Annotated in this window: 22 protein-coding genes and 2 tRNA genes; 9 read left to right on the top strand and 15 right to left on the bottom strand. The window is 67.9% G+C overall.

Features of this window, described 5'->3' with window-relative positions:
- Positions 1-48: 48 nt before the first annotated feature.
- The 11 genes from AC1DMQ_RS03145 to infC form a co-directional block, all read right to left on the bottom strand.
- Complete coding sequence (locus tag AC1DMQ_RS03145; RefSeq protein ID WP_477032093.1) at positions 49-1,029, bottom strand: hypothetical protein; 981 nt, start codon at positions 1,027-1,029, stop codon at positions 49-51.
- Positions 1,030-1,133: 104 nt separating this feature from the next.
- Positions 1,134-3,638: a YtpR family tRNA-binding protein gene (ytpR, locus tag AC1DMQ_RS03140; RefSeq protein ID WP_477032092.1), complete on the bottom strand. Its 2,505-nt coding sequence runs from the start codon at positions 3,636-3,638 to the stop codon at positions 1,134-1,136.
- Positions 3,638-4,027, bottom strand: a complete 390-nt coding sequence (locus tag AC1DMQ_RS03135; RefSeq protein ID WP_477032091.1) for a hypothetical protein — start codon at positions 4,025-4,027, stop codon at positions 3,638-3,640. The genes ytpR and AC1DMQ_RS03135 overlap by 1 nt, the downstream gene beginning before the upstream one ends.
- Positions 4,027-5,115 carry a phenylalanine--tRNA ligase subunit alpha gene (gene pheS / locus AC1DMQ_RS03130; RefSeq protein WP_477032090.1) on the bottom strand — a complete coding sequence of 363 codons (1,089 nt, stop codon included), beginning with the start codon at positions 5,113-5,115 and terminating at the stop codon, positions 4,027-4,029. Before pheS ends, AC1DMQ_RS03135 begins: the two co-directional genes overlap by 1 nt.
- 59 nt (positions 5,116-5,174) lie before the next feature.
- A complete protein-coding gene (locus AC1DMQ_RS03125; RefSeq protein WP_477032089.1) occupies positions 5,175-5,726 on the bottom strand; it encodes a hypothetical protein in 552 nt (183 codons plus the stop codon).
- 185 nt (positions 5,727-5,911) lie between these two features.
- Positions 5,912-6,271 (bottom strand): 50S ribosomal protein L20, encoded by a 360-nt coding sequence (rplT, locus tag AC1DMQ_RS03120; RefSeq protein ID WP_165185547.1) that lies wholly within the window; start codon positions 6,269-6,271, stop codon positions 5,912-5,914.
- A 13-nt stretch (positions 6,272-6,284) separates the two neighbouring features.
- Positions 6,285-6,485 carry a 50S ribosomal protein L35 gene (rpmI, locus tag AC1DMQ_RS03115; protein WP_007672148.1) on the bottom strand — a complete coding sequence of 67 codons (201 nt, stop codon included), beginning with the start codon at positions 6,483-6,485 and terminating at the stop codon, positions 6,285-6,287.
- A gap of 156 nt (positions 6,486-6,641) precedes the next feature.
- On the bottom strand, positions 6,642-8,570 hold the full coding sequence (locus tag AC1DMQ_RS03110; RefSeq protein ID WP_477032088.1) for an alpha/beta hydrolase family protein: 1,929 nt from the start codon (positions 8,568-8,570) through the stop codon (positions 6,642-6,644).
- A gap of 56 nt (positions 8,571-8,626) precedes the next feature.
- Positions 8,627-9,877: an MFS transporter gene (locus AC1DMQ_RS03105; protein ID WP_477032087.1), complete on the bottom strand. Its 1,251-nt coding sequence runs from the start codon at positions 9,875-9,877 to the stop codon at positions 8,627-8,629.
- Between the two features lie 77 nt (positions 9,878-9,954).
- The gene (locus AC1DMQ_RS03100; protein ID WP_477032086.1) at positions 9,955-11,895 is read right to left on the bottom strand and encodes an alpha/beta hydrolase family protein; all 1,941 of its coding nucleotides are present in this window, start codon (positions 11,893-11,895) and stop codon (positions 9,955-9,957) included.
- Between the two features lie 155 nt (positions 11,896-12,050).
- Positions 12,051-12,572, bottom strand: a complete 522-nt coding sequence (gene infC, locus AC1DMQ_RS03095) for a translation initiation factor IF-3 (RefSeq protein WP_007672122.1) — start codon at positions 12,570-12,572, stop codon at positions 12,051-12,053.
- Positions 12,573-12,842: 270 nt separating this feature from the next.
- Between infC and AC1DMQ_RS03090 the strand changes: the two genes are divergently transcribed.
- The 3 genes from AC1DMQ_RS03090 to AC1DMQ_RS03080 all read left to right on the top strand — a co-directional run bounded on the left by AC1DMQ_RS03090 (position 12,843) and on the right by AC1DMQ_RS03080 (position 14,821).
- On the top strand, positions 12,843-13,454 hold the full coding sequence (locus tag AC1DMQ_RS03090) for a YitT family protein (protein WP_477032085.1): 612 nt from the start codon (positions 12,843-12,845) through the stop codon (positions 13,452-13,454).
- Positions 13,455-13,609: 155 nt separating this feature from the next.
- The gene (locus AC1DMQ_RS03085) at positions 13,610-14,122 is read left to right on the top strand and encodes a hypothetical protein (protein WP_477032084.1); all 513 of its coding nucleotides are present in this window, start codon (positions 13,610-13,612) and stop codon (positions 14,120-14,122) included.
- Positions 14,123-14,398: 276 nt separating this feature from the next.
- A complete protein-coding gene (locus AC1DMQ_RS03080; RefSeq protein ID WP_477032083.1) occupies positions 14,399-14,821 on the top strand; it encodes a hypothetical protein in 423 nt (140 codons plus the stop codon).
- 7 nt (positions 14,822-14,828) lie between these two features.
- Here the strand turns inward: AC1DMQ_RS03080 and AC1DMQ_RS03075 are convergent, their stop codons facing one another.
- The gene (locus tag AC1DMQ_RS03075; protein ID WP_477032082.1) at positions 14,829-15,800 is read right to left on the bottom strand and encodes a glycosyltransferase family 9 protein; all 972 of its coding nucleotides are present in this window, start codon (positions 15,798-15,800) and stop codon (positions 14,829-14,831) included.
- Positions 15,797-16,963 carry a glycosyltransferase family 4 protein gene (locus AC1DMQ_RS03070; RefSeq protein ID WP_477032081.1) on the bottom strand — a complete coding sequence of 389 codons (1,167 nt, stop codon included), beginning with the start codon at positions 16,961-16,963 and terminating at the stop codon, positions 15,797-15,799. The genes AC1DMQ_RS03075 and AC1DMQ_RS03070 overlap by 4 nt, the downstream gene beginning before the upstream one ends.
- 56 nt (positions 16,964-17,019) lie before the next feature.
- Between AC1DMQ_RS03070 and AC1DMQ_RS03065 the strand changes: the two genes are divergently transcribed.
- Both AC1DMQ_RS03065 and AC1DMQ_RS03060 read left to right on the top strand, forming a co-directional pair.
- Entirely contained in the window at positions 17,020-17,895 is an 876-nt protein-coding gene (locus AC1DMQ_RS03065; RefSeq protein ID WP_477032080.1) for an alpha/beta hydrolase, read from the top strand.
- A 71-nt stretch (positions 17,896-17,966) separates the two neighbouring features.
- Positions 17,967-18,323: a hypothetical protein gene (locus tag AC1DMQ_RS03060; RefSeq protein WP_477032079.1), complete on the top strand. Its 357-nt coding sequence runs from the start codon at positions 17,967-17,969 to the stop codon at positions 18,321-18,323.
- Between the two features lie 19 nt (positions 18,324-18,342).
- Here the strand turns inward: AC1DMQ_RS03060 and AC1DMQ_RS03055 are convergent, their stop codons facing one another.
- The gene (locus AC1DMQ_RS03055; RefSeq protein WP_477032267.1) at positions 18,343-19,203 is read right to left on the bottom strand and encodes an SDR family oxidoreductase; all 861 of its coding nucleotides are present in this window, start codon (positions 19,201-19,203) and stop codon (positions 18,343-18,345) included.
- A gap of 204 nt (positions 19,204-19,407) precedes the next feature.
- Here AC1DMQ_RS03055 and AC1DMQ_RS03050 point away from each other — a divergent pair.
- From AC1DMQ_RS03050 to AC1DMQ_RS03035, 4 genes are all read left to right on the top strand, one after another.
- Positions 19,408-19,482, top strand: a tRNA-Gly gene (locus AC1DMQ_RS03050).
- A 46-nt stretch (positions 19,483-19,528) separates the two neighbouring features.
- Positions 19,529-19,603: transfer RNA gene (locus AC1DMQ_RS03045), tRNA-Gly, on the top strand.
- Positions 19,604-19,734: 131 nt separating this feature from the next.
- Positions 19,735-20,370: a hypothetical protein gene (locus tag AC1DMQ_RS03040; RefSeq protein ID WP_477032078.1), complete on the top strand. Its 636-nt coding sequence runs from the start codon at positions 19,735-19,737 to the stop codon at positions 20,368-20,370.
- A 63-nt stretch (positions 20,371-20,433) separates the two neighbouring features.
- Positions 20,434-22,194, top strand: coding sequence for a DUF885 domain-containing protein (locus AC1DMQ_RS03035; RefSeq protein WP_477032077.1), 1,761 nt, complete (start codon positions 20,434-20,436; stop codon positions 22,192-22,194).
- On the opposite strand, the gene AC1DMQ_RS03030 is transcribed toward AC1DMQ_RS03035, so the two are convergent.
- Positions 22,191-23,690, bottom strand: a complete 1,500-nt coding sequence (locus tag AC1DMQ_RS03030; protein ID WP_477032076.1) for an alpha/beta hydrolase — start codon at positions 23,688-23,690, stop codon at positions 22,191-22,193. The two genes, AC1DMQ_RS03035 and AC1DMQ_RS03030, sit on opposite strands and share 4 nt — an antisense overlap.
- Between the last annotated feature and the right edge of the window lie 65 nt (positions 23,691-23,755).

The following is a 23,755-nucleotide window of genomic DNA, read 5'->3' as shown; positions in this document are numbered from 1 at the left end:
CAAGGTCTAGCCTGCTCGCGGGCGATGGCGAGGCGATGTGGCTAGGTTCTAGCCAGCGGCCGCCCTGGTAACGGGCAAAGGCGAGGATGGAACGGTCGGCGACGGCGCGAGCGCGTCGGGCTTGGGCGAATCCTCGGCCTGTCGCGCCAGCGCGAGATAGAGGTTCGGACCCTTCAACAGATCGTCGAAGCGGGCCTTCATGTCCTCGTTCAGCTGCGACAGGGCGTCCAGCGCGTGCTCGACGGTCAGTTGATCGGCGTCGGGCGGTTGTAGGCCGCCGTCGGCCAGGGCGGTCTTGACGTCCGGGTCTTCGAACTGGGCCTTCAGGTAGTCCAGCGCGTCCTGGGTCAGGCCCAGCGGCGGATCGCCGCCGGTGGGGTCTTCCGTCAGCGAGACCGGCGGCGTGGGAACCGGGAAACCGAACTGGTCGGCCAGCTGCTTGTCGATCTCGTAGGTCGCTTCGTCCAGCCGCTGCTTCTCGGCGCGGAACGGGGCCATGACCGTCTCGCGGTTGGCCGCCTGGGCGAAGGGATCAATGATGGCGGTCTTGGCCATGACGATCTCGCCGCCGCTGGCCTTCCGCAGGGCCTGCAGACGATGCTGGGCCAAGGCCGTGCCGCCCCATTTGGGTTCGCCGTCGAAGACGCTGGGCGGGAAGGACGACGTTCCCGGCCAGCCGGCCGAACCGTCGTTGTTGATGGTGGCGATCACCTTGCCGTCCTTGCGGATCTCGGCATAGACGCCGCCCTGGGGCGCGCGCGGATCGGCCTTCAGCATGGCGTGGATATTCTCGCTCCAGACCTTGTGCAGGTCGCTCTTCTTGATCTCCAGGTCGAAGCGTTGCTTGTCCGCGGCCAGGGCGGCCTGGGCTTCGTCCGACAGCGTGACCTTGACCGGCGGCTGGCTCATCGCCTCGGCCTTGGCCTTGCGCGCCTGGATCTCGTCCTCGGTCAGTCGAGGGCGCGCCGCGAGCATGGCCTGTATGGCGCTGACCGACGGAAGGCTGGCGGGCGGAATGCTGGCGACCACGGCGTTTGTCTCCCGGCGACTGCACCGGAAGTTGTGTGGTTTTGGTTAAGGAGAGGTTGCGATCGCCTCCCGCGAACAACATGTCGCGGGAGGCGAAGAGCAGCTTAGCCCCGCAGCTTGCCGCCGGCCTTCTCGACCGCAGCGACGATCTTGGCCGACAGGGCCTCGATCTCGGCTTCGGTCAGGGTCTTGTCGCGCGGCTGGACGACCACCTCGAGGGCGACCGACTTGGAGCCTTCCGGCACGCCGGGGCCCTCGTAGACGTCGAACACCCGCACCGCGTCGATCAGCGCCTTGTCGGCGCCGGCCGCGGCCTTGACCAGGTCGCCCGCCGCCTTGGCCTTGTCGGCCACGAAGGCGAAGTCGCGGGTCAGGGGCATCAGCGGCGAGGGGCTGAAGGCCGGACGCGACTTGATGGCCTTCTTCTTGGGCTCGGGCACGGCTTCCAGGGTGATCTCGAAGCCATAGACCGGGCCGGCCACGTCCAGGGTCTTGAGGACCGCCGGATGCAGCTCGCCGAACTCGGCCAGCACCGCCTTGGGACCCAGCTGCAGGCGCGCCGAGCGGCCCGGGTGCCACCACGACGAGGCCGAGCCCTGGGCGGTCTGCAGCGAGGCGACCGGCGCGCCGATCTCCTCCAGCAGGGCCAGCAGGTCGGCCTTCACGTCGAACAGGTCCTCGGCCGGCGCCTTGGCCCAGCCGCGCGGGGCGCGCGGGGCCAGGATGGCGGCGATCGTGGTCTTCTGGTCCTGCGGGCGGTCGCCGAAGAACACCGGGCCCACCTCGAACAGGGCGACGTCCGGGAAGCCCTGGCGGGCGTTGCGGCCGGCGGCGTCGATCAGGTTGGGCAGCAGCGACGGGCGCATGCAGTCCAGGTCCGAGGCGATCGGATTGGCCAGGATAAGCTCGGGCGCGCCGCCGCCGAACAGCTCGGCGGTGGCCTTGCTGGTGAAGCTGAAGGTCAGGGCCTCGGCGTAGCCGGCCGCCGCCAGGGCGCGACGGGCCGTGCGGGCGCGGGCCTGCTTGACGGTCAGCACGCCGCCGACCGCGCGAGGAACCTCGGGCAGGGGCTGGGAGGGCACCTTGTCGAACCCGGCGATGCGAGCGGCTTCCTCGACGATGTCCGCGGGCTGCGAGACGTCGCGACGCCAGGGCGGCGGCGTGATCGTGTAGACCGAAGAGGTCGTGGCCTGCCCCTCGATGGGAGACATCCTGACCGTGGGTAGATCGGCGATCACGTGCACGGCTTGGGACTCCACCGTGAAGCCCAGCGACGTGAGGATCGCGACGTTGGACTGCAGCGGTTCCGAAATGCCCGTCAGCTTTTCGATGTAGTCGAAGTCGAACGCGAAGGGCGCGGGCGGCGCGGGCGGCTGGCCGGCCACGACGATCTTGGAAGGCTTGCCGCCGCACAGCTCCAGAATGAGCTTGGTGGCCAGGTGCAGGCCCTCCTCGCACGACTGCGGGTTCACGCCCCGCGCGAAGCGGTACTGGGCGTCGCTGTTGATGCCGGTGGCCCGGCCGGTCTGGGCCGTGGTGATCGGGTCGAACCAGGCGCTTTCGACGAAGATGTCGACGGTGTCGTCCGAGCATCCCGTGCTCTCGCCGCCCATCACCCCGCCCAGGCCGATCGGCCGGTTGCCGTCGGCGTCGGCGATGACGCTCATCGCGGCCGTGATGTCGTAGGTCTTGCCGTCCAGCGCGATCAACTGCTCGTCATGATGCTCGGCGGGCGAGGGCTGGTCGCTGGGCGAGGCCTCGGCCTTGCCGTGGCCCAGGCGCGCCTCGATCGTCGTACCGACCAGCTTGGCGCGGTCATAGACGTGCAGCGGGCGGGCGCGGTCGTAGGTGATCAGGTTGGTGATATCCACCAGGGCGCTGATCGGACGCAGGCCGATGGCGGTCAGGCGATCGCGCAGCCACTTGGGCGAAGGGCCGTTCTTCACGCCCTCGATCACGCGGCCGGCGAACACCGGACAGGCTTCGCCGTCCACCTTGATGGAGATCGGGCAGTCGAAGGTGCCCGGGATCTCGTCGATGGGGGCGGTCTTCAGCGTCCCGACGCCGGCGGCGGCCAGGTCGCGGGCGATGCCGGCCACGCCCAGCCAGTCGGGGCGATTGGGGGTGACCTCGAAGTCGATCACGGCTTCCAGGCCCAGGGCCTCGGCGGCCGGCGTCCCGACGGCCAGGTCGTCGGGCAGCTCCATGATGCCGTCGTTCTCGCCGGCGACTTCCAGTTCGGAGGCCGAGCAGAGCATGCCGTTGGACACCACGCCGCGCACCGGCTTCTCGACCAGGGTCACGTCCAGGCCGGGCACATAGGCGCCGATCGGGGCGTAGACGGTGGTCAGGCCCGCGCGCGCGTTGGGCGCGCCGCAGACGATCTCCTTGCGGCCGTCGACGGTGTCGACCTGGCAGACCCGCAGGCGGTCGGCGTTGGGGTGCTGCACGGCCTCGACGATCTTGGCGACCGTGAACGCGGCCAGCTTCGACGCCGGGTCGGTGACGTGCTCGACCTCGAGGCCGGCCATGGTCATGGCGGCGACGACTTCGGTGGCGGACGCCTCGGTGTCGAGGTGGTCCTTGAGCCAGGAAAGGGTGAACTTCATTAGCGGGTTTCCAGGGTCAGCAACTGGTCGAGGAATTGGTCGGGTCCGGTGAAGCCCAGGCCGAAGAACTCGCAGTTGATGAACTCACAGTCCGAAACGGGGATCGCGCCGACCACGCTGGTCGGCCCGGCGGGGCGCAGCACGAGGTTGCGCACGTCGCCGCCGTTGGGACCGAAATTGGTGTTGTCGAAATTGACGTTGTTGAGCACCAGCATCACGGCTGGACCCTCGATGAAGCAGTTGCGGAACGTCCGGCCGTTGATCGTGCGCTGGCCGGCCTTCAGGACGGCGCGGGCCAGGTCGAACAGCGAGATGTCGACGTTCTCGAACACCTTGGCCATGGCGTCTGTGGGGATGCGGCCGTCGCGGCCGCCCGGTTGGAAGCTCATCAGCTCAGTCCCGACGCCGCGTTCGGCGCGGCGAACGCGCTGAAGCCGTAGTGCTTGAGCCAGCGGACGTCGGACGCCCACATGTCGCGCAGGTCGGGCATGCCGTATTTCAGCATCCCCAGCCGGTCGACGCCCATGCCGAAGGCGAAGCCCTGGTACTCGTCCGGATCGATGTTGCAGGCGCGCAGGACGTTGGGGTGAACCATGCCGCAGCCCAGGATCTCGAGCCAGGACGTGCCCTGGCCGATCTTGATCTCGCCGCCCGAGCGGTCGCACTGAACGTCCATCTCGGCCGAGGGCTCGGTGAACGGGAAGTGGTGCGGCCGGAACTGGGTCTTCACCGCGTCGGTCTCGAAGAACCGCGCCAGGAAGGTCTCCAGGGTCCATTTCAGCTGGCCCATGTTGGTGTCGGTGTCGATCACCAGACCCTCGACCTGGTGGAACACCGGCGTGTGGGTGGCGTCGTTGTCGACACGGTAGGTGCGGCCCGGGGCGATGATCCGGATCGGCGGCTTCTGCGACAGCATGGTCCGCACCTGCACGGGGCTGGTGTGGGTGCGCAGAAGCATGCGCTCGCCGTCCGAGCCGTCCTCGTTCTTCTTCGGATTGAAGAAGAAGGTGTCGTGCATTTCCCGCGCCGGGTGCTTGGGGGGGAAGTTCAGGGCCGTGAAGTTGTGGAGGTCGTCCTCGATGTCGGGACCTTCCGCGACGGCGAAGCCCATCTCGGCGAAGATGGCGATCACCTCGTCCATGGTCTGCATGGTCGGATGGACGCTGCCGCGGCGACGGTGCGGGGCGGGCAGGGTCAGGTCCAGGGTCTCGCTGGCCAGGCGCGCGTCGAGGGCGGCGGTTTCCAGCGCGGCCTTCTTGTCGTTCAGCGCCGTCTGCGCGCGGTCGCGCAGGACGTTGATCGCCGCGCCCCGTTCCTTGCGCTCGTCGGGGCTCATGGCCCCCAGCGTCTTGAGCAGGCCCGAGATCGAGCCGGTCTTGCCCAGGGCGGAAACGCGCACGGCGTCGAGGGCGGCGAGATCGCCGGCGGCGGCGACTTGCGCCAGCACGTCGGCTTCGAGAGTTGTGAGATCGGTCATGGCGGTGTCGGTCTAGCGATACAGAGAGCGTTCGTCACTCGGGTTGATGGGGCGCGGCGTCAAAGCCGTTCGATCTCGGTGGTCATGGGAATGTCCCGACCGCCGATGTTGTCGTGCAGGATGATCACGGCCTTGTAGAATCCCTTGGGGTCGGTGGCCTCGAAACTCATCTTCGGCACCGCGATGAGGTTGTCGAAGATGGCCTCGGGGATCGGCACGGGACCTTGGAAGGCCGGCAGGCCCTTGAGCGATCCGCCGTCGACCAGCTTGCCGTCGGGCCGGATGAAGTCGACGTCGAACGTGACGTCGATGCGGCCTTCGGCGTCGAGTTGCGGGCCCTTGAAGATCAGCTTCAGCGCCGCTGTCTCGCCGACCTTCAGGGAATGGATGCGGGTCACCCGGGGCGTCTCGTGGGGAGGCTTCTCGAACTCGGAGACTTCGCTGTCGGGGATGAAGATCGCCACGGCCGACAACGGGCCGTTCTTGTAGGGCAGGGCGTCCGCCTGCGTCGCGGGCGGGGCGGGCGGCGTGATGTCGGCCCGAGCCGTCGGCACGAAGATCGCCGCCAGCAGCAGCGCCGCCAGGGAACCGATCGCCTTGCGAATGCTCATCACGTCCTCCATCGCCAGCTTTGCCGGAAAGCCCGGTCGATAAACGGTCTAGGTGGTCTTGAGGCGTTTCGAAACCCCGCCGAGCCGGGCGAGGGCGTCGGTCAGGCGAGCGCGCAGCAAAAAGCCCTCCGGTTCGCACCGGAGGGCTCTTCAGATCGCAATCGGGACGAACCCGATGAAGACCTTTAGGCGGCCAGGGCGGTGCGGACCTTGTCAGCAATGGCCTTGAACGCGACCGGGTCGTTGCCCGCGATGTCCGAGAGGACCTTACGGTCGATCACGATACCCGCCACGTCCAGGCCGTGGATAAATTGCGAGTAGGTGAAGCCCTCGATGCGAGCGCCGGCGTTGATGCGTTGGATCCACAGCGAGCGGAAGGCGCGCTTGCGCACCTTGCGGTCGCGGTACGCGTACTGGCCGGCCTTGTCGACGGCGGCCTTGGCGGTGCGGATGGTGTTCTTGCGGCGGCCGTAGAAGCCCTTCGCCTGTTCAAGAACCTTCTTGTGCTTGGCGTGGGCGGTGACGCCACGTTTAACGCGAGCCATGTGTCAGCGCTCCTTAAAGGCCGTAGGGCAGGTACGAACGGATGGTCTTGGCGTCGGATTCGCTCATGACCTTCGTGCCGCGGTTTTGGCGGATGTACTTGCCGTTGTGGCCGATCAGACGGTGACGCTTGCCGGCGACGCCGGCTTTCAGCAGGCCCGTGGCCGTGATCTTGAAGCGCTTCTTCGCGCCCGACTTGGTCTTCAACTTAGGCATTTCGCGTCGGAGCCTCACGGCCCCGTCCTCTGAGATAGCATGACGAACCGCCATGGCATGCCAATTGGCCAGGCGGTTCCGGAAAGGCGGGGTTAGTACGGGAAAGGGGCGGAGAAGGCAAGCGCCGTCTCCGCCCCTTGGCGACTCCCGCCGGAGTTAGTTCGGCGGGTTGTTCTTCTCGAGGAAGGTCACGGTCGCCGACAGCATCTGCTGGCGGGTGGCTTCACGCGACAGCCAGTGATCTTCCTCGCGCAGGTCCACGAACTCGACCGGCTTGCCGGCCTTCTGCAGGGCGTGGAGCATGCCCGTGCTCTGCTCGTAGCGCACGACGGTGTCTTCCTTGCCATGGATCAGCAGGACCGGGCCGTCGGCGTCGGCGGCGTGACGTTCCGGCGAGCGTTCGTCCAGCTTGGGGTCGTTGACCGAGGTGACCCCGAAGGCGCGCTTGTAGTGGCGGATGGTCGGGCTCTCCTCGCCGGAGCGCAGCAGTTTGAAGTTGAGGAACTGGCGCAGGTCGCCGATGCCGGCCACCGACACGGCGCAGCGGTAGACGCCCTTGTCCATCGTGATGCCGGCCAGGGCCGCGTAGCCGCCATAGCTGCCGCCGTCTATGCACACGCGCTTGGGATCGATGATCCCTTGCTTGGCCAGGAAGCGCACGCCGTCGGACAGGTCGGTCTGCATCTTGCCGCCCCATTCGCCGTCGCCGGCGCGGATGAAGCTCTCGCCGCGGCCCGTCGAGCCGCGGAAGTTGGGTTGCAGCACCGCATAGCCGCGCGAAGCCAGGGCCTGGGCCCAATAGTCAAAGCCGGCCTCGTCGTTGGCTTGCGGTCCGCCGTGAGGCAGGACGATCAGCGCAAGACCCTTGGCGGGCTTGCCCGGCGGCAGAGTGAGGTAGCCCTGGATCATCAGGCCGTCGGCGGCGGCGTACTTGATCGACCGCACCTCGGCGACGTCGGCGGGGGCCAGGGTGGGGTAGGCCGAGCCGACCTTGCTGAGCTTCTTGACCGTCAGATCGAGCAGATAGTAGCCGCCCGGTTCGCCCGTGCCTTGAGCGTAGATCACGATCTTTGTGTAATCGGGCGTATGCGACTGCAAGGTCAGCTGCCGACCCGGGAACACGCCGGCGACCATCGACCAGGCGGCGGCCAGCCGGGGCTCGTCGAAGTGGTATTCCTTGAAGTCGGTTCCCGTGACGGTTCCGATCACGTGGTTGGCGTCGTCGGTGATCGTGTCGAAATGCCCGTCGGGTCCATAGAACTCGCCCAGCTTGCCGTCGGCGATCGAGATATTGGCCAGCTCATATGCGCCGCTCTTCTCGTTCCGGATCGACATCACCACCGACTTCTCGTCGAGCGACAGACCCTCCATGCTCGGGCCGTCGAGCGGCGCGGTGGCGACATAGGCGTCGACCCACTTGCCGTCCTTGCGCAGTTCCATCGACCAGCGCGCGGTTTCACGGTCGTATTCCGTGCGCGCGATCACCGTGCCGTCGGTCTTGAACAGGTAGTCGCCGGTTTGGGTGTCGCCCATCTGCACCATGGCCGCGACGCCGGTGTCGGGATCGACGCGATAGAGGTCGAACCGGCCCGCCTGGATCGATTTGGCCTCTTCGCCCGCATAGAACTGCGTGAAGATCGTCGGCTTGCCGTTGACGACGCCGCCGACCGGGGTCGAGTTGAGAACGTTGTTGATCGTCTCGTACGAGCGCTTGGGAATCTGAACCGAGGCGCCGGTCTTGATATTGATGCTGGTGGCCTGGAACTGCTCACCGACATAGGTGACGTATTCGATGGCCTGGGTGCGTGACACCATGGCCAGCACGTGGTTCGGGTCGGACCACATGACGCCGCGCATCTTGACCTTGCCGAAATCGACGGACTGGATCTCGCCGCCGTTCAGCGGCTGGATGATCACCCGGCTGGTCCCGCCGTCGTGGGCGATATAGGCCAGATTGGCGCCGTCGCTCGAGATTTCGACGTCCGAGATCGCCGGCAGGCGACCGTAAGCATCGAGCGAACCGGCCAAGGCGGCGCTCGACGAAACCAGCGCGGCCAAGGCGGCGCCGGCGAACAACTTCAACATGTAAGCCCCCAACTCAATGTAGAAGAATTAGCGGCGCACGGTGAAGCTGTCGAGCCCTATGCGGCGGCCTTGACCCGGTGCTCGATCGTCAGGGCGAAGGCGACGGCCGGCAGCATCAGCACCGCGCCCAGCCAGTAGGGACCGCCGATCGCCAGGCCGAACAGCGGGCCGGCCAGCATCGGTCCGCCCATGCGGGCCAACGAGCCGGCGGCCATGTTCAGGCCCAGCATGGCGCCCTGCTTGTCGGGCGGGGTGGCGCGCGAGATCAGGGCCGCGATGCACGGGAAGACCAGCGACTGGCCGAACGCGGTGCAGCCCACGGCCACCGGCACGAAGGCGCTGGTCGGGACGAACGGCGTCAGGGCCAGGCTGACGGCGATGATCGCCAGGCCCGCCGTCAGCACCTTGGCCTCGCCGAACCGGCGGGCCAGCCGGCCGGTGATCAGGCCCTGGCCGACCGAGGCGATCACCCCGATCACCGCGAAGCACAGGCCGACCTGTTTGGGCCCCCAGTCGAACCGGGCCTGAGTCCACAGGCCGAAGACCGCTTCCATGCCCGCGAAGGCGGCGGTCGAGATCAGGGTGACCAGCAGCACGCGCGACAGCACCGGATGGGCGGCGGCGGCGGCCAGGTGGTCGCGACGGCGGATCACCGGCGCGTCCTTGTGGCTGGGCGCGCGGCTCTCGACCACGAACAGGAAGACGCCCAGTGAGGCGATCGCCGCCAGGGCCGCGGCGGTCAGCAGCGGGATCTGGAAGGCCAGGCGGCCGGTGTCGGAATGGCCGAAGAACTTGGCCAGGCCCGGCAGCAGCCCGCCCAGGGTGGGGCCGACCACGAAGCCCATGCCGAACGCCGCGCCCAGCAGGCCCATGCGTCCGGCCCGCTTCTCGGGCGGGGTGACATCGGCCATGTAGCCCTGGATCGTCGAGATGTTGCCGCTGCCGAAGCCGCTGGCCAGGCGGATCGCGAAGGCCCAGCCGATGCTCGGGGCGAAGGCCAGGGCGATGTACGACACGGTGTTGGCCAGGATGGTGACGATCAGCACCGGCCGCCGGCCGATGCGGTCGCTCAAGCGTCCCCAGAACGGCTCGGCGATGAACTGGCCCAGCGAATAGGCCGAGAACAGCGCCGTCACCTGCCAGGGGCTGGCGCTCAGCGACTTGGCGTAGAAGGGCAGCAGCGGGATCACCAGCCCGAAACCGACCAAGTTGATGAACACCACCAGCAGCAGGACATAGAGCGCGCGCGGACTGGCGTCCGGCGATGTGGCGGTGGTCGGGTCGGCGGGCGTGGAAAGCGTGGTCATCAGGCCGCGCGGTTTACGCCTCATCGCGCGCCGTGGCGACCGCTATCTGAAATTTCAGATAGCGGTCATTTGTCGCCTCAGTTCGATGGGTTGTTCTTCTCGAGGAAGTCGACCACCGAGGTCAGCATCTGGAGGCGGGTGGCGCCGCGCGACAGCCAGTGGTCTTCGCTGGGCAGGGTGACCAGCTCGACCGGCTTGCCGGCCTTCTTCAGGGCGTCGGCCATCAGGGTGCTCTGGACGTAGGGGACGACGGTGTCGTCCTTGCCATGGATCAGCAGCACCGGGATTTCGGCCTTGCCCGCCTGCTGGACCGGCGAGATGGCCGCCAGATCGGGGTCCTTCAGGCCGTCCGCGCCCATGAACTGCAGCCAGAAGCGCGTGGTCGAGTTGGCGCGGCCCTCGTAGAGCCGGTCCTTGTCCAGCACGAAGCGCTTGAGGTCGGCCGGCCCGGCGATCGAGGCCGCGCACCGATAGACGCCGCGGTCCAGCGTGGCCCCGGCCAGGGCCGCGTAGCCGCCGTAGCTGGCGCCGACGATGCAGACGCGCTTGGGATCGATGGTCCCCTGCTTGGCCAGGTAGCGGACGCCGTCCGACAGGTCGGTCTGCATGGCCTTGCCCCATTGGCCGAAGCCCGCCTCGACGAACGCCCAGCCAAAGCCGTCCGAACCCCGGAAATTGGGTCGCAGCACCGCATAGCCGCGCGAGGCCAGGGCCTGGCTCCACCAGTCGAAATCGGGCGTGTCGCGGGACTTCGGGCCGCCGTGCGGCAGCACCACCAGCGGCAGGTTCTTGGGATCCTTGCCGCGCGGCAGGGTCAGGTAGCCGGTGATCTCCAGCCCGTCGGCCGCCTTGTACTTGATCGGCTGGACCTTGGAGACGCCTTCCTCCGTCAGGCCCCGATAGACGTCGGTCAGGAAGCGGGCGCTCTTGGCGTTCAGGTCGACCAGGGCGTAGGCCGGGCCCATGGTGGGGGAGTCGACCTCGACCACCAGCTGGCGCTTGTCGGCCGACCACGAGGCCAGCGACACCCGATCGCCGGGGAACGCCTTGACCACGGCGGCCCAGCTGGCGTGCAGCTTGGCGTCGAAGAAGGTGTAGCGGCGCTCGTCGCCGACTAGGCTGATCGCGCCCACCAGGCTGGATCCGTCCGAGGCGTGGATCAGGTTGTCGAACTTGGCGCTGTCGGGGATGACCACGTAGCTGCCGTCCTGCGCGTATTCGCGCAGCACGGTCTTGTCCTCGTCGTCCTCGTCCTGCATCCAGGAGAGCACCGAGCGGCCGTCGCGACCGACGCCTGCCAGGCCGAGCGAGCCCAGTTTCGAAACGACGCGCTCGGTGGTGACCCAGCCCTTGTCGCCCCTGATCCTCAGCGACCAGTCGCCCTTCTTCTCGTCGTATCGCGACTGCGCCAGGGGCTGACCGTCCAGCGACACGGCCCAACCGTCGGTGTCCTCGTCGCCGCCGCCGTCGAGCATGCGCGTCGCGCCGTTCTTCAGATTGACCCTGTACAGCGTGTTCTGGCCGTAGTTGTCGACGAAGTGGACGGCCTTGACGAAGGCGTAGGGCACGCCCTCGACGAAGCGCACGTCCGGCGCGCCCAGGACGACGTTCATCGCCTCCTTCTCGTTCTCCATCAGCAGCCGCTGCTTCTTGGTGACGAGATTGTAGTCGAAGGCCATCCAGTATTCTTGCTTGGGCCCGGTCAGGCCGTAGGGCTGGGCGGTGCTGGAGGTGGTGACCAGCACGTGCTCCTCGCCGGCCCATTGCACGCCGCGCAGCTTGGTCGAGGCGAAGTTCATGGCCCCCAGCAGCTTGCCGCCTTCGGCCGCCTCGCGGATCACCAGCATCCGGTTCTCGCCGTCGGTGACGGAGAGCGCCAGCTTGCTGCCGTCCGGCGAAATCTCGACCTGCTCGACGTTGGGCAGGCGCCCGTAGACCGAAAGCGGCGGGGTCTCGGCCCAGGCTGCACTGGTCATGGCTATACCGGCCGTCATGACGGCCAAGACACTCTTCAACACGCGAAACTCCCCCCAACTGCGCTCAAGCTAGCAAAGCTCAGCGTACTGTCGAGCTTGTTCTCACCGTGGGGTTGCGCCGCCCCCCGTCGCGCGAGGCAAAGAAAAACGCCCCGGCCTTGCGGGCCGGGGCGTTCTGCAGAGCTTGGTTGGAAGCCTTAGCGCGGCGCCAGGATCATGATCATCTGGCGGCCTTCCATGCGTGGCTCGTATTCGACCTTGGCGATCTCGTCGAAGTCCGCCTTGACCTTGAGCAGCAGCTTCATGCCCAGTTCCGGGTGCGCCATTTCCCGGCCGCGGAAGCGCAGGGTCACCTTGACCTTGTCGCCTTCCTCGAAGAACCGGGTCATCGACTTGGCCTTCACGTCGTAGTCGTGAATGTCGATGTTGGGGCGCAGCTTGATTTCCTTGAGCTCGACGATCTTCTGCCGCTTGCGAGCCTCGTTCTTCTTCTTCTGCTCCTGGAACTTGAACTTGCCGTAGTCCAGGATCTTGCAGACGGGAGGGTTCGCGTTGGGAACGATCTCGACCAGGTCCAGGCCAGCTTCCTCGGCCGCTTCGAGCGCGGCGGAGATCGGCATCTCGCCTTGCTTCTCGCCGTTCTGGTCGATCAGCAGGACGCGAGGGACGCGGATGTCATCGTTGATACGCGGACCATCCTTGACGGGCGGCGTTTGCATAGGACGGCGAATAGGGCGGCTCCGGTGTTGTTTAAGGGCTTTTGCCACCGGACGTGTCGATCCGGGGGCGTATCGTTGAATGAGTTCGCGCGGAGTCCAGGGGACGCCGCGTTCGCAAGTGATATATGACGAAGGAGTCCCGCGCTATCAAGGCGCATGCGTACGAGAGGCCCGTCTTTTAAGGGTTTGGGCGCGCCAACAAGGGATCGGGGAGCGAAACGTCGGGGTCGGGTCGATCTTCATTTCCAATCGTGACCCGTTTTCGCCGCCATGAGCACGCCCACTTCCGCCGCCCGCCACACCCCGATCGAGGACGTTCACGCCCTGCTGATCGGCTCCAGCTTCATCGCCGTGGGCCTGACCCTGCTGAAGGCGGCCGGCCTGTCGACCGGCGGCGTCGCGGGCGTGGCGCTGATCGTCTCGTACCTGATCCACTGGCCGGTCGGGGTGCTGTTCTTCCTGCTGAACATCCCGTTCTACGTGCTGGCCCAGCGCACCCTGGGCTGGACGTTCACCGGCAAGACCCTGGTCACCAACCTGCTGCTGGCGGGTCTGGCCCTGGGCATGCCAGCCTGGCTGAAGATCACCACGGTCGATCCCGTCTTCGCCGCGCTCTTCGGCGGCACGGTCATCGGCATGGGCATCCTGGCCCTGGCCCGGCACAAGTCCAGCGTCGGCGGCATCGGGGTTCTGGCGCTTTGGCTCTACGAAAAGCGCGGGATCAGCGCCGGCAAGGTGCAGATGGCGTCCGACGTGGTGATTGTGGGCGCGGCCTTCGCGGTGATGTCGTGGGACAAGCTCTTGCTGTCGATCCTTTCGGCCGTGGCGCTGAGCGTGGTGATCATCGCCAACCACAAGCCCGGGCGATACGAAGGGTACTGAAATACCGTTCCGGATACCGACGATATTCCACTGTCAAGATTGGTTAATTTATTGTAAAGCTAAGCAGAGCCGCACGCCGTCGCGGGCGCTGTGTTGGCTCGATCAAGGCCGCGCGTCGGAAGCCTGTGGCCCTGGTCCTTTTGGGGGATGGGGACGTGCGGAAAGTTCATCTGATCATTGCGGCCGCGTGCGCGGTTCTGGGCGCGACGGCGGTCTATGCGGCCGATCCGCTGGGCATGATGTCCAAGGGCAGCGTCTGGAGCGCGACCAACGCGCTCAAGAGGCTGGTGGCCGCCGACAATTCCCCCATGAACCGGTTCAACCTGGCGACCGGCTACCAGCGCACCGGGCGTATCGAGCAGGCCCGCGGCCTCTACCGGGAACTGCTGGTCGACGGGCAGGCCACCACCGCCACCTCGACGCCTTCCAGGGACGCTCCCTCGCGGGTCTTCAACGTGGCCGACGAGGCCGCCTCGCGGCTCGTCTATCTCGATTGGATGAGTTCCGAAGCGACGCGGCGGGTCATGGCGCGCAACCAGGGAGCCGTTTCGGCCGACGTCGTCGGCGTCGACGCCTCGACCACGGTGGGCGGTCCGACCTATGGCGACGTGTCCGACGAGGCGGCGAAGAATCTCGATCGGCAGGCGCGTCGACGCGCGTCTTACTAGCCCGTCACCGTGTCGAGCGATTATTTACGAATCATAGTGAACTAAAACCTTCACCGCACGCTCTTGTTTCCGGAACAAGTCTTCACACGTCGGAAGCCTGTGAAAATTTGAAATTTGGAGGACGGAAAAGTGCGGAAATTCCACGCTATGCTTTTGGCTGCCTGTGGCGCCTTGGCCTCGACGGCGGTCCATGCTCAAAATAGTGCAAATGCACTAACGTCAGGCGCGGCGGTCACTCAGTCTCAACCTGTGGCCGAATCCGATGCCTTGAAGATGATGGCTCAGGGCGATGACTGGGCCGGGACCAACGCCTTCAAGAAGATCGTGGCCAAGAAGGGCGGTCCGGTGGATCGGTTCAACCTGGCGACCGGCTATCAGCGGACGGGCCGGCTCAATCAGGCCAAGACCCTCTATACCGATCTGCTGGTCGACGGCCGCACCACGATGATCTCAGCGATCCCCATCGGCGGTCTCGGCGGGCGGACGTTCAACGCCGCGGACGAGGCCGCGTCGCGTCTGCTCTATATCCAATGGCTGCAGTCGGGCGGCGTGCGAGCCAAGTCGGCTTCGGGCGTCACCTCGGCGGACCAGCTGGGCGTCCCCGCCGCCACGATCGAAGGCGGTCCGCGCGGCGAGGTCACCGACGCCCAGGCCGTGGCGCTTGATCGCCAGGACCAGGGCCAGGGCGTGACCCCCTAAAAAGGGTCTAGCGCGGCAGCAGCGCGATCGCGGCGCTGGCCACGGTGCTGACCGGCAGGGCCTTCAGGTCCGGCGAGCGGATCACCGCCACGTGGCCGCGCGGCCCGCACAGCTCGGGGTCCGAGGCGTCGGAGAACAGGGCGATGGTCGGCGCGCCGGCGGCGGCCAGCAGGTGGGTCGGGCCGGTGTCGTTGCCGACGGTCAGGGCCGCCTTGGCGCCCAGCACGGCCAGTTGCGCGAAGTCGGTGCGGCCGGTCAGGTCGCGGGCCTGGCCCACGGCCTTCTGGATCTGGCGGGCCATGGCGCTTTCCTGCGGACCGCCGATGATCACGATGTCCAGTCCGCGCGCCTTCAGCAGCGCGGCGAGCTGCGCGTAGCTCTCGGTCGGCCAGCGCTTCTCGGGCCGGTGGGCCGAGCCGCCCGGCACCAGCAGCACATAGGGCTTGGCCGCCGTCGCGCCGGCCACCGGCCGCGCTTCCTTGGTGCGGCGCAGGATCCACGACAGGTCGGGGGCGGGCGCGCCGCCCGGCTCGGTCGGGGCGTCGGGCCAGATACCGGCCTGCTTCAGTTGGTCGGCCTGCCGTTCCAGCGTGTGCATGTGGTAGCGGGCCTTGCCGCGCTGGGGCAGCGAGCAGCCCGCCGCGATGCCCGACCATTGCGGCGCGAACGGTCGCAGAGCCTGGAAGTACCAGTTGGTGCGGCTGTTGGTCTGCAGGTCGTAGACGCGGTCGTAGCGGGCCTTGCGCAGCCGGCCGAGCAGGGCGGTCAGGTCGCCGAAGTCGCTGGGACGCCCGTCGGTCTCGACGCTGTTGAAGTAGGGCGACAGCTTGGCCAGGGCTTCGAAGGGCGGGGTGGTCAGCAGCGTGATCTTGGCGCGCGGATGGGCTTCGCGGATCTTCTTCATCGCCGCCAGGGCCAGTACGAAATCGCCGAGGGCGCCCAGCTTGATCACCAGGACCTTCTTGATTTCCTTGCTCAACTTTTCGTCTCCAGAACGCGTGCGTAGACCTTGAGCGTTGCTTCGACCATCGCGTCAACAGAATACAATTTTCGGGCGCGGGCCCGGGCCGCCATACCCATGACCTGGCGTCGCGCGGCCCCCGTTTCGCAGGCGTTGGACAGGGCTTCAGCCCAGGCCTCGGCGTCGCCCGGCGCGACCAGCCAGCCCGTCTCGCCGTTGATCACGGTCTCGCGCGCGGCGCCGTGATCGGCGGCCATCACCGGCTTGCCCATCACCTGCGGCTCGACCGCGGTTCGTCCGAACGCTTCGGGCTCCAGCGACGGGGCGATGGCCAGGTCGGCGACCAGATAGGCGGCCGGCATGTCGTCGCAATGGCCCACCAGCTTGACGCTGTCCTGCAGCCCGGCCTGGGCGATCATGTGCTCCAGCTCGGCGCGGTAGGCCTTGCGCCCCTGGTCGTCGCCGACCAGCAGCAGCAGGAAGCGGGCGTCGGAGACCGCCTTCAGCCGCGCCATCGCCTCGATGACTAGGGCCTGGCCCTTCCAGCGGGTCAGGCGGCCGGCCAGCAGAACCTTCAGCCGACGGTCCTCGGACGACACGCCCCAGGCCTCGCGCAGCGCCTTGACCCGTTCGGCCGAGACCAGGCCGGGCTCGAAGCGGGTCAGGTCGACGCCGCGCGGAATGGCCACCACGCGGTCGGCCGGGATGCCGTGCTCGGCGATCACGTGGGCGCGGGTGTATTCGGAATTGGCGATCACCAGGTCGCCCTTGGTCATCACCGCGTTGTACCAGCGCTTGAGGCTGGACTTGGCGTTGTAGACGCCGTGGTAGGTGGCCACGAACGGCACCTTGGTGGCGTGCGCGGCCCACAGGGCGCTGAAGGCCGGGGCGCGCGAGCGGGCGTGGACCAGGCTCACCTTCTCGCGACGGATCAGGTCGATCATCCGGGCGGCGTTGCCCAGCATGATCAGCGGGTTCTTGGACTGGGCCGGCATCTGGGCCAGGCGGCCGCCGTCGGCCTCCAGGCGCGCGGCCATGCGGCCGCCCTTGGTGGCGACCAGCGCCTTGCCGCCCTGGGCGATCACGCCGTGGGCCACGTCGATTGTCGTCTGTTCCGCGCCGCCGGTTTCAAGCTCCGGGGTCACCTGCAGAAGAGTGAAATCGTCGGGGAGGATGGACACGCGTTGCTCTAACGAGGTTAGGGGGTCGTAGTTATCGAAATGAACAAGGCGGCGCCATGACCGATTCCCTTCAGCACCTCGTTCGCAACGACAATCTGCGGTTGGCGTACCGCATCGTCCATGGAACCCAGCCCACGGTTGTGTGGCTCGGCGGATTCCACTCCGATATGACCGGGACCAAGGCCCAGGTCCTGGCCGAGCAGGCCCAGGTCGCCGCCGGCGGCTACCTGCGGTTCGACTATTTCGGTCACGGCGAGTCGGACGGCGACTTCGCGGACGGCACGATCAGCCGCTGGCGCGAGGACGCCCTGGCGGTGATCGACGAACTGACCGAAGGACCGCTGGTGCTGGTGGGCTCGTCGATGGGCGGCTGGCTGGCCTGCCTGGCCGCCATCGCCCGTCCCGACCGGGTCAAGGCGCTGGTGCTGATCGCCCCCGCGCCCGACTTCACCGAGAAGCTGATGGAGCCCGAACTGTCGGTCGAGGCCAAGGCGGCGATCGCCCGCGACGGCCGCTGGATCCGGCCTTCGGAATACGACGACGGCGGCTATCCGATCACCCGCCAGTTGCTGGAGGACGGCGCGCGGTGGTCGATCCTGCCGGGCCCCGTGCCGATCGACATGCCGGTGCGCGTGCTGCAGGGCGGCGCCGATCCCGACGTGCCGTGGACCCACGCCCTGGAGCTGGCCAACGGCCTGACCTCGACCGACGTGGTCTTCACCCTGATCAAGGACGGCGACCACCGGCTCTCGCGGCCGCAGGACCTGGACCGGCTGGCGGCGGCGGTGGCCGAGGCGCGCGGTCTGGTCGAGGCGGCGGGCGAGGGCGACCTGATCGCGCGCCGCCTGGCCCGGGCGGCGGCGGCGCGGGCCGCCGGCGTGGCTCCAGCCCCGCCCTGGGCGGCGGCCGAGATGGGGCCGGACGAGGACTAGCGCTCTTGATCGCAAAGCGTCGCCCATGGAAGGCTGCCCTCGGAGCGTGTGGCTCCGTTGGGGGATTTCCGATGATTCGAAGCGCGACCTGCGCCGCCCTGGTCCTGGCGCTGACGGCGGCCGCGCCGGCCCGAGCCGAAGCGCCGGAAACCACGACCGACCTGAAGTGCCTGGCCTTCGCGTTCAACATGAGCAGCGACGCCGATCAGGCCAAGGCCTCGGTCGGCACGATGGCGGCGCTCTACTTCCTGGGTCGGATCGATGGGCGCGAGCCCGGGCTGAGCCTGGAAAAACGCCTCGTCCAGCCCGATCTGCAGATCAAGCCGGGCGAGGTGGCCGGCCTCGGCGTGAAGTGCGGCGGCATGCTGCAGGCTCGAGGGCGCGAGCTCACGACGATGGCCGAGCGCCTCAAGCCCGCAGGGCAGTAGACGCCGTCAAAGCCCTGTTTCAAGCGCCCTGTTTCAGGATCGCCGCCAGGCCTTCGCGATAGGTCGGGTATTTCGGGCGCCAGCCCAGTTCGGCCTTGGCCAGAGCGTTCGAGACCCGCTTGTTCTCGGCGTAGAAGCGGCGGGTGGCGGGCGACAGGCCCAGCTCGTTGAACGGCAGGTCGGGCGGCACCGCCACGCCCAGCAGGCTGGCGGCGTGCTCCATGACGTCCTGCGGCGGGGCCGGCTCGTCGTCGACAAGGTTGTAGACGCCGCCCGCGCGTGGGCGGTCCAGCGAGGCCAGCAGGCCCGAGACGATGTCCTCCAGGTGGATGCGGCTGAACACCTGGCCCGGCTTGACGAGGCGTCGGCCTTCGCCGGCCCGCAGGCGGTCCAGGGCGCTGCGCCCGGGGCCGTAGATGCCGGGCAGGCGGAAGGTGGTCACCGTCAGGCCCATGCCGCGCCCGACCTGCCGCCAGTCGCGCTCTGCCCCGACCCGGCGCGCGCCCTCGACCGACTGGGCCTTCAGCGGCGAGCTCTCGAACACCCAGCGGCCCTCGAAGTCGCCGTAGACGCCGGTGGTCGACAGGTAGCCGATCCAGTCGGGGAACGCCTCGGCGGCCGCCAGGGCGGGGATCGTCGCCTCCAGGCCCGGACAGCCGTCGACGGTGGGCGGGGCGGTGATCAGCACGGCGTTGACGCCGACCAGGGCGGCGGTCATCGCGGCGCGGTCTTCGGCGTCGACCGGCTCGATCCCCAGCGCGCGCAGCTGCGCCGCGCGGTCGGCGTCCCGCGCCGTCGCGGCGACTGCCCAGCCCCTGGCCATCAGCGCCTCGGCGAAAGCCCGGCCGACATAACCCAATCCGAACACGAACAGACGCAAAAGGCTCAAGTCCCCGAAATGAAGGGAGGATTGAGCGCGTAAAACGTGCGTTCGCGCAAGTGGGGTTCCTCCCCCTGCGGGGGGAGGTGCTATGTGTTGTCCACAATGACGCGCCCGAACCGGCGTCAGACCGCTTGCCAACCGCAAGGCGCTCTGCCATAAGCCGCCTCCTCGTCGCGGGGCGCTGTTTTCAGCCTCGCCGATGCGGGCGTAGCTCAGTGGTAGAGCACAACCTTGCCAAGGTTGGGGTCGAGAGTTCGAATCTCTTCGCCCGCTCCATTCTCCGGTCTTCCGGCGGTGGAACGAGACCCGAAATATCCCGGATGCGGGCGTAGCTCAGTGGTAGAGCACAACCTTGCCAAGGTTGGGGTCGAGAGTTCGAATCTCTTCGCCCGCTCCAATTTCCCTCCCAGAATTTGAAGTGACGCATCCGGTGGGCAACTGATAGCCCTAGGGAACTCGTTGCGTGGGCCGCCGTTGCTGATCGGTGATCATCCTGCTCGGAGCGGGTGGGACTGGGGATGCGGGACAATGACTGACTTCAAGCTCGGACAAACGCAGGCGGCCCGCATGGCGGCGCTCGCGACGCTGCTGATCCTGACGGGGGCCGTTCAGGCCCAGGCCGAACAGGCCAAGCCTCAGTACCCGACCCGGAAACCCGCGGCCGAGGCCCCAGCCGAGAAGCCTCTCAAACACGTCACGCCGCCTGCCTCGTCCACGACTCCGGCAAGCGCAGAGCCGAACGATGGCGGCTGGACCGAGGTCCGCAAGAAGTCCGTGAACATCGGCACCCAGCCGGCGCGCGACGTCGGCATCATGAAGCGCCAGGTCCCGCCGATCCTGGTCAAGGCGCAGAACGATCCCTACAGCCTCAAGGGCCTGAAGACCTGCAAGCAGCTGTCCGGCGAGTTGACGGAGCTCAACGAGGTGCTGGGCGCCGACTACGTGGTCGGCAACGAGGTCAAGGAGAACCGCGCCGGCAAGCTGGCCGAGGCCGGCGGCAAGACGGTGATCAACTCGATCATCCCGTTCCGCGGCCTCGTCCGCGAGGTCACGGGCGCGGCCCCGGCCGACCGCCGCCTGAACGCCGCCCTCGACGCCGGCTACGCCCGACGCGGCTTCCTGCGCGGCGTGCACGCCAATCGGGGCTGCAAGACGACGTTCTAGCGCCCGCCTTCTAGCAACGCGCGATTGCTGATCTAACCCGCACAGACCTGCGGGGAGTTTTCGATGTCCAAACGCGTCCTTCTGGGCCTGGCCCTTGCTCTGGCCCTGAACGGCGTCGCCGTCGCCGCGACATCGACCGCCGCCGACAAGTTGGCCCAGGCGGTCAAGGCCTATGAGGCGGCCGGCGCCGGCGAAGACGACGGCGAGGGCGGGGCGGACGAGGCTTCGCGGTTCAAGTTTCCCCCGGTGGGGCCCAAGGCCGACATCGACCGCAAGGCCCTGCTGACCTCGGCCCGCCAGTCGCTGGACGGCGTCGACCTGGCGGCCCTGACCCCCGATCAGCGCCTGACCCACGCCATCCTCAAATGGAGCCTGGACGAGCGGCTGGAGGGCCTGTCGTTCGACGAGGCGCGGATGCCGTTCAGCACCGACGGCGGCTTCGACGTCATCCTGCTGTATCGCGCCAACGGCATGCGGCTGAAGTCCGAGGCCGAGGCCAGGAAGTGGATCGCCCTGCTGGCCCAGACGCCAGACTGGTACGCGGCCAATATCGCGGGCGCCCGGCGTGGGGTGGCCAGCGGCTTCGTCCAGGCGGTCCCGACCGCCCAGGCCGTGCTGGACCGCGCCCGCCGCACCGCCGCCACGCCCCTGGCCGACGAGCCGCTGCTGGCCCCGCTGCGGAACCTGCCCGCCAGCATCCCCGCCGATCGCCAGGCCGCCCTGCTGGCCGAGGGGACCCAGGTGGTCACCGACAAGGTCGCCCCCGCTCGCGCCGGCCTCGTGACCTTCATGGAGTCGGAATACGTCCCGCACGCCGCCAAGAGCCTGGCGGTGTCGGACCTGCCCGACGGCCAGCGCTACTACGCCTTCCTGGTGCGTCGTCACACCACCACGACCATGACCGCCGACCAGGTCCACGCCCTGGGCCAGTCCGAGGTGGCGCGGATTCGGGCGCGGATGGAGGTCGTGATGAAGCAGGCCGGCTTCCAGGGCGACCTGCCGGCCTTCATCGCCTATCTGCGCAAGGACCCGCGCTTCTACGCCACCAGCCGCCAGCAACTGCTGGAGAAGTCCAGCGAGATCGCCAAGCGGGCCGACGACCAACTGCCGGCCCACTTCGGGACCTTGCCGCGCCTGACCTACGGCGTGCGGCCGGTGCCGGCCAGCATCGAGCAGGGCTACACCACCGGCCGCTATTTCGGCGGCGACCCCAAGACCGGCCGGGCCGGCGGGCTGATGATCAACACCTCGGCCCTGGACCAGCGGCCGCTCTACGAACTGCCGGCCCTGGTGCTGCACGAGGGCGCGCCCGGCCACCACATCCAGACGGCCCTGGCCCAGGAGCAGACCGGCGTGCCGGAGTTCCGCAAGACCGTCTATTTCAACGCCTATGGCGAGGGCTGGGGCCTCTATTCCGAGTGGCTGGGCGAGGAGATGGGGATCTATCGCGACCCCTATGAGCTGTTCGGCCGGTTGTCCTACGAGATGTGGCGCGCCTGCCGGCTGGTGGCCGACACGGGCCTCCACGCCAAGCACTGGACGCTCGACCAGGCCAAGGCCTGCTTCCTGGACAACACCGCCCTGTCGCCGACCAATATCGACGTCGAGGTGGCCCGCTACGTTTCCTGGCCCGGCCAGGCCCTGGCCTACAAGGTGGGCGAGCTGAAGATCCTGGAGCTGCGCCATCGGGCGGAGAAGGCCCTGGGCGACAGGTTCGACGAGCGGGCCTTCCACGACGCGGTGCTGCTGAACGGCTCGCTGCCGCTGGCGGTGCTGGAGGCCAAGATCGACGCGTGGATCGTGGAGCGGAAGAAGGCCGGTTAGTTCGGCGGGGCGAAGTCGGGCCTGGCGAAGACCATCGGGTCCAGGGAGGCTTCGGCCGGCAGGTCGGCCGTGCTTCCGTCGCGCAGGAAGGCGTAGACCTTGGCCGCCAGCTCCGGACGGGTTCGCAGCAGGGCGAAGGTTCCGTTGTGCTGCGCGCGGTGCAGGACGATCGCGCGGCTGTTCGGGAAATAGGGCAACATGGACAGGGTGTTCTCGATCGGGGTCGAGGTGTCCCAGTCGCCCTGCACGAACACGATCGGCGTAGGGTCGAGCACCGGCCTGCGGAAGGCGTCCCCCGCGTCGGGCGTCGGCCACTCGCCCTTGGTCGCCAGGTAGCCGGCGAAGTTCCAGGCCCCGAGCATCGGCAGCGCCGGATCGCTCCACAGCAGACGCTTGCGGGCGTCCGTCATGTCCAGGCCGACGTTGATCAACGGGTTGATCAACGCCCGCTTTTCGGAAGCGCGCCAGCCGACGGCGTCCCTGGCCCAGTCCTCGTAGCGCTGGTGATAGGCCGAGAGCACGAAGCGCGGAAAGGTCGAGGCGTCGGCTGAATAGGTTATCAGCGCCAGCTGGTAGTCCTCAGCGCCTAGGACGATGCGGCGCGTCTGGCCGTCCTCCGTCGTGGTCTCGACCGTCACCGGGCTTTGGGCGAGTCGCTCGCGGGTGGCGTGCATGGCGGCGACGAGGCCGCCTGGTGGCAGATAGGGCTTCAGGCCAGGATCCTGGTCGGTCTCGACGGCGATCCGCTGCAGGGCGGCGAACACCTGGGACGGCATGTCGTAGCCCTGGTCCAGGGGTTCGGCGGACGAAATCACCGCGCGCGCAACGCGGCCCGGATGGGCCTTCATGACGGCAAAGGCCCATTGCGAGCCGAAGCTGGCGGCGACGAGGCTGATCTTGTCGTAGCCCAGGGCGCGCCGCAGGTCGTCGACGTCGTCGGCGATCTGGGTGATCGAGTAGCCAGACAGGTCGGCGTTCGGATAGGCCGCCTGGGCGCGGCGCGCCAGATCGCGGGTGATCTCGATGTCCTGCGCCGTCGTCGACGGACGGTCGAGCGGCAACGCGCCGCTGTCGATCTCCATCAGATCGCCGCGCAGGGTGTAGCCGCGCTGCTCGATGACCACCAGGTCGGCGACCTCGGCGTAGGCCCGCCAGGCCTTGAGGCGGCGCCGGGCGAGGTCGTCGTGGTCCAGCACGATGTCCAGCATCGTGACGCCAGGGCCGCCGGCCAACAGGAAGATCGGCGGCGCGCCGGTCGGATGCGTCGCCTTGATCCTGGCGAAGCCCACCCCGATCAGCCGGCTGTCGGCCTTGTCGCGGTTTTCCGGCACGTAGAGCGTGCCGATCTCATAGGGCGTCGCAAGTCCGTCGATCGTGGTGGCGATGGCGCTTTCCGTCACGATGTCGCCGGCCCGTCGTGGCTGCGCCTGGGCGGAAGTCGCCGCCAAGGTCAGGAGCGCCAGGGCCAAAATGGAGAGCGCGGCGAGCGATTTCATGGTGCGATCTTCCCTGAGAGGGTTGCGGAAGGTTCGCTGAAGATGTCTTCATGTCAAGATATCTT

It is taken from the genome of Caulobacter sp. 05L422 (assembly GCF_056397765.1).
The sequence above is the reverse complement of the archived record's forward strand: the minus strand, read 5'-3'. Positions and strand labels throughout refer to the sequence as shown.